This window comes from Synechococcus sp. H55.11 (assembly GCF_047462475.1).
Taxonomy (GTDB): Bacteria; Cyanobacteriota; Cyanobacteriia; order Thermostichales; family Thermostichaceae; genus Thermostichus.
This window is the reverse complement of sequence record NZ_JANSJI010000180.1, coordinates 1-5,248: the sequence shown is the minus strand read 5'-3', so window position 1 is coordinate 5,248 and position 5,248 is coordinate 1. Positions and strand designations below refer to the sequence as shown.

5 protein-coding genes are annotated in these 5,248 nt (G+C 62.7%); all 5 read left to right on the top strand.

What is annotated here, in order from left to right:
- The first annotated feature begins 21 nt into the window (after positions 1 to 21).
- The 5 genes from coaE to NW853_RS07415 all read left to right on the top strand — a co-directional run bounded on the left by coaE (position 22) and on the right by NW853_RS07415 (position 5,123).
- On the top strand, positions 22 to 675 hold the full coding sequence (gene coaE / locus NW853_RS07435; RefSeq protein ID WP_414348708.1) for a dephospho-CoA kinase: 654 nt from the start codon (positions 22 to 24) through the stop codon (positions 673 to 675).
- Between the two features lie 36 nt (positions 676 to 711).
- Positions 712 to 1,239 (top strand): hypothetical protein, encoded by a 528-nt coding sequence (locus NW853_RS07430; protein ID WP_414335938.1) that lies wholly within the window; start codon positions 712 to 714, stop codon positions 1,237 to 1,239.
- A gap of 98 nt (positions 1,240 to 1,337) precedes the next feature.
- Positions 1,338 to 3,587, top strand: a complete 2,250-nt coding sequence (locus NW853_RS07425) for a DNA polymerase III subunit gamma/tau (RefSeq protein ID WP_414348705.1) — start codon at positions 1,338 to 1,340, stop codon at positions 3,585 to 3,587.
- A 40-nt stretch (positions 3,588 to 3,627) separates the two neighbouring features.
- The gene (locus NW853_RS07420) at positions 3,628 to 4,170 is read left to right on the top strand and encodes a hypothetical protein (RefSeq protein WP_414335941.1); all 543 of its coding nucleotides are present in this window, start codon (positions 3,628 to 3,630) and stop codon (positions 4,168 to 4,170) included.
- Positions 4,171 to 4,220: 50 nt separating this feature from the next.
- Complete coding sequence (locus tag NW853_RS07415; RefSeq protein WP_414348702.1) at positions 4,221 to 5,123, top strand: PD-(D/E)XK nuclease family protein; 903 nt, start codon at positions 4,221 to 4,223, stop codon at positions 5,121 to 5,123.
- The last annotated feature ends 125 nt before the right edge of the window (positions 5,124 to 5,248 follow it).

The window sequence follows — 5,248 nt, the reverse complement described above, 5'->3', positions numbered from 1 at the left end:
GTGTGAAATCGTACAGCTCCCATGAGAATCATCGGCTTGACGGGCGGCATAGCCACCGGTAAATCCACAGTGGCCCGCATCTTGGAACGGCACGGGATCCCGGTGGCCGATGCGGATCAGATGGCCCGCCAGGCCTTGGCGGTGGGATCCCCCATCCGCGAGCGGGTGCTGCAGCGCTATGGCCAGGCCATCCGGGATCCCTCTGGAGAGCTGGATCGCCGCCAGTTAGGGCAGATTATCTTTGCCGATGCCGCCGAGCGGGCCTGGCTAGAAGCCCAGATCCACCCGTTTGTCAAAGCGCGGCTGCGGGAGTTTCTCCAGTCTCACGGAGCCTCTGCGCCGCAAGGGGTTGCAAATCCTCAAAAGGACGGCCCTCCCACCGTTTGCCTGATGATCCCGCTGCTGTTTGAGGCCCACATGGAAAACTGGGTCAGCGAGATCTGGGTGGTGACCTGTACCCCTGAGCAGCAGCGGCAGCGCCTGGCTCAGCGGGATCCCCTCCTGACACCGGCAGAAATTGAAGCTCGCCTGGCCAGCCAGTGGCCCCTGGAGGAAAAGGCCCGTCGCGCCCATGTAGTGCTGGACAATTCCGGATCCCTGGCGGAGCTGGAAGCCCAGGTGCAACAAGCGCTGGCTTCCCAGAAACCCCTGGCCTCGCCCCAGCAGACTGGATAGAGTAGCGGATGGGGATGGTGGGTTGAGGAAGAGTCGATGCAAGAAACGATTTGCGGCGGCGAGCCTGTTGGCGATAGCAGGGCAGAGTCCTGGTGGGTGCAAGCGCTGGCGGCGCGGGAGCAGGAGATTCAGGCTTTGCGGGAGCGCAACCGCCTGCTGCAAAGCCAGATCGATCTTTTGGAGCTGCGCCAAGAAAAGCAACACCGACAGATTCGCAGCTATGAGGCCGAGATCGAGCAGCTCTACCAAGAAAAGCAGGTGTTGGAGCAGATGCTCCAAGAGCTGCCGGAGCTCTACCGGCGCAAGCTGCAGGCCCGCCTGCAGCCCATCCGCGAGCGCATCGCCGCCATTCAAGCAGAAAATCGCCAGCTCAAGAGGGAGCTGTACCAGCTCAGCTACCGCCTGCAGCACATAGATCAACTGGATGCCCCCCGCTGGAAGGTGCAATTGCCGCAGATGCCGCCCCTGCGCCGCCGGGATCCCAAGGCTTTGCTTGCCCAGGAAGCAGCATCTTCTTCAAGACTCGGTGTTGCTCCTGAGGGACACAGGGAGAAGCCAGAATAGGGGGAGCCCCCCTGGGATCGCCTCAGCATCGAGGGGTTGCGGCGGGGGCGCGCTTGCAAGGACTCCGTCCCGCTATTGCGACTGGAGATCTCCAAAAAATGGCTGCTGCCGGCAAGTACGAACCCCTTCATTTGAAATACCGCCCGCAGCGCTTTGCCGATGTGGTGGGCCAAGGGGCGGTGGTACAGACTTTGACCAATGCCATCCGGCTGGGGCGGGTGGCGCCGGCCTACTTGTTCTGTGGGCCGCGCGGCACGGGCAAGACCTCCAGCGCCCGCATTTTGGCTAAGTCCCTAAATTGCGAGCAGGGGCCGACGCCGGATCCCTGTCAGGTGTGCAGCCAGTGCCGCGCCATCACCGCCGGCTCTTCTTTGGATGTGATTGAAATCGACGCCGCCAGCAATACCGGTGTGGACAACATCCGCGAGCTGATCGAGCGGGCCCAGTTTGCGCCGGTGAATAGCCGCTACAAGGTCTATGTCATCGACGAGTGCCACATGCTCAGCAATGCCGCCTTCAACGCTTTGCTGAAGACCCTAGAAGAGCCGCCCCCCCGCGTGGTGTTTGTGCTGGCCACCACCGACCCGCAGCGGGTTCTGCCCACCATCGTTTCCCGCTGTCAGCGCTTTGACTTTCGCCGCATTCCCCTCGACGACATGGTGGCCCACCTGGGCAAGATTGCCGCCCAGGAAGGGATCCCCATCACGGCAGAAGCCTTGCAGCTGGTGGCCCAACTGGCCCAGGGAGGGCTGCGGGACGCCGAGCGCCTGTTGGATCAGCTCAGCTTGCTGGAGGGATCCATCACCCCAGAAGCCGTGTGGGACTTGGTGGGCGGGATCCCGGAGCGGCAGCTTTTGGAGTTGACCGATGCCCTGCTGGCTCAGGATGTGCAAGCAGTGCTGGCCCAGACGCGGCAATTGCTGGAGCGGGGCAGAGAGCCGCCGGTGCTGCTGCAGAGCCTGGTGGCCTTTTACCGGGATCTGCTGCTGGCCAAGACGGCACCACAACAGCGGCAGTTGGCGGCCGTAACGGATCCCACTTGGGCAGCCCTGCAGCAGCGGGCCCCTCGCTACTCGGTGGAGATGCTGCTGGCGGCCCAGAGCCATCTGCGCCAGTGCGAGCCGCAAATTCGCCAGGGCGGCCAGCCCCAGCTTTGGTTGGAAATTGCCCTGCTGGATCTGCTGGGCCAGCTTCGCCAGGGTGCCGTCCCGCTGCCATCGACAGAGGCCAAAGGCGGAAAGCCGCTCCCCGTTGCCGACCTATCCCCTGCTCTCTCTCCTGAAGCTGTTGTCGGCCCGTCTTCTGCTAGGGGCAACAGCAAGCCGGAGGTCTTGAAGAACCTCGATGGGAACGTTGCCCCCGCTGTCGTAGGAGAAAAGCAGCAGGCTGCAGCAGCGGTTGAAAAGCTCCCAACCCCTGCCTCTCGAGCAACGGGGGACTCCACACCGCCACCGACAGCAGGGCCAAGCCGAGGGGAGACTTCCCCGGAAAAAGCGCAAGATCCCGCCGCTTCCTCCGCCAGGCTCTTGCGGCCCCGCTGGGAGGAGTTCCTCAAGGGCCTTTCCCCAATTACCAAAGCCCTGCTGGGATCCGGGCATTTGCAGCAAGAGACTCTGGAAGAGATTACCCTTGCCTTTCCCAGCAAAGGCTTGGTGGACAAGGTGCGCAGCAAAGAAGCCGAACTGCGGTCGGTACTCCACCATCTGTTGCAGCGCCCTGTGCAGCTCAACTTGGTTGTGCAGCGCTCCGGCAGGCCGGAGGTTTCCAATCGCACCGGCGAAACCAAGTCCAAGAGCTCCGCCCCGCTGCCGCCCACAGCATTCCTCCCCCCCGATCCCGTTGCCGCGCCAGGGTTGCCAAGCGATAACACCAGCAGCCCTGCTTCCTCAACGGAGCCCATCCCGCCAAGTACCGGGCACCATCCCCCCTCTGACCCACCTTCGCCAGAGCCTGAGCGCAACGATCCCGTGGGGGGCGCTCAGGTGAACGGCTCAGCAACCAGCATTGCTTCTCTAGGTTATGCAGAGCACCGTCGGCAGTCCTATGAACTAACCCATGAGCTGGCGGAGATTGCCCGCCGTTTTGCCGACCATTTCAACGGCAGCCTGGTGGACTTGGAGGGGGTGTTGGGATCCGCGGCAGGGCTCTCCTCAATGGAGACTTTAGAAGCCGAGGGATCCCTCGACCTGCTCTCCGGTGAGATCTACGACCCGCCGACACCGGCAGAAGGATCTGCTGCAGAGTTTCCCAATGCAGCAGCAAAGCCGTCCCATCGGCGTGAGCCGTCTTTTCCGCTTGTCGATCGCCAAGCAGAAAGGGAATCCTTAAAGGAGGAGCTGCCTTTTTAAGGGCTATCTTAAGCTTGGTGAAGCGAGCCCCCCTCTGCCCATGTTGATCTTCCCCATCTCCCCGTTGATTCGCTACGCTTTGCAGGCCTTGTACTGGGGATTGAGCCTGCCCCTGCCCATCTTGCTGTCCCGGCAACAGGCAACACCGCTTGAGCTGGGATCCCTTTGGGCAACTCTGCTGCTGGGATGGGGAGTAGTCCTGGGATCCCTGAGCCAACAGATCCAGTTGGATGAAAAGGGCATGCAGGCCACCTACCCAGGCTGGGTGCCACCTTTTGTGCGGCAGGAGTGGCAGATCCGGTGGGCTGATGTGGAACGCATTGAGCCCCGCTCCACCAGCCAAGGCGGTATGGTGTACTACTTAGTCACCCAAGCTGGGGAGCGCGTGCTTTTGCCGATGCGGGTGGCCGGGTTCCAGCGTCTGTTGGCCGAGGTTCAACGTCACACCCAACTGGAGATCGGCGGGCTGCGCCCTTACGTTCAGCCTTGGATGTACGGGCTGCTCGGATGCTTGGCTCTGCTTTTGTTGCTCTGGGATGGGATGGTCGCTGTCTGGGTCTGGGCAAATTCGACAGGAGCCTAGCACAACCCCCAGCTTTTAGTGGAAGGTCAGTTCAAGTGTGCTCAGAGCAGTTGCACTCCTCCCATCCCCGCCAGGACTTGCCCATGTCTGGGATCCCGATTGCCCCTTTTGTAGGCTCTGCCCCCCCTTTGGAGAGGCTGAGCCTTGAGCAGGTCAACCTGTCTGCTTCCGCCTTGGCGCTCCTGGATCATTGTCCTCGCCTGTTTCGCTATGTGTACCTGGAGCGGTTGATCTGGCCTGCTGCCAATGCTTCTGAGCACGAACTGGAGCAGAGGCGCGGGCGGCAGTTTCACCGCTTGGTCGAGTGGCACAGCCGCGGTCGGCAGGTGGAGCCCCGCTTATCTGCTTTGGATGAGACAGTACGCCAGTGGTGGCAGGTGTTCTTGGCCAGTCCCCACGCTCATCCGCAGGGGCGGGTGTTGGCGGAATTGCCCCTCTGGCAGCGGATCGAGGGGTTTAAGCTGATGGCCCGCCTGGATCGGCTGGTGATTACCCCGGGATCCCTGCACATTGTCGATTGGAAGACGGAGCGGCAGCGCCCCCCCGATGAACAGTTGGCCCAGGACTGGCAGGTGCGCCTCTACCCCCTGCTGCTGTCTGGGGTGGCCGATCAACTGCTCCTGGAAGGCCCCTTCCAGCCGGAGCAGGTGCAACTGACCCTTTGGTATGTGCAACACCCGCAGCAGCCCTTCTACCGCCGCTACAGCGCCGCCGCTTACGAGCGGGATCTGGCCCACCTCAAAGCCACCCTGGCCCGCCTGCGGCAACTGGAGGCGCAGAACTTTCCCGGGATCCCCTACGGTGAACGCTGTGCCAGTTGTCTGTTCTGCTCCCGCTGCCACGGGCTCATGCCGCAAGGGATCCCTGCCCAAGACCTCACAGATTGGGTCTGGCCCATGCAAGAGCCTACGCCGCCTGCGGAGACAGATTGGGAGAACGGTGTTCCGGCTTGAACCCATTCCAGACAAGTTCGACCAACCCAAGCGCTCCGCGCCGCCGACGCGACCACCCCCAGGCCCCTCACCCCCGGCCCCTCTCCCACAGGGAGAGGGGTGGGAACATAGCAAGGAGCAGCTTC

Bases quoted from the DNA above. Each gene is read 5' to 3' on its own strand.
- coaE (WP_414348708.1), top strand. From the start codon at position 22: ATGAGAATCATCGGCTTGACGGGCGGCATAGCCACCGGTAAATCCACA.
- NW853_RS07430 (WP_414335938.1), top strand. From the start codon at position 712: ATGCAAGAAACGATTTGCGGCGGCGAGCCTGTTGGCGATAGCAGGGCA.
- NW853_RS07425 (WP_414348705.1), top strand. From the start codon at position 1,338: ATGGCTGCTGCCGGCAAGTACGAACCCCTTCATTTGAAATACCGCCCG.
- NW853_RS07420 (WP_414335941.1), top strand. From the start codon at position 3,628: ATGTTGATCTTCCCCATCTCCCCGTTGATTCGCTACGCTTTGCAGGCC.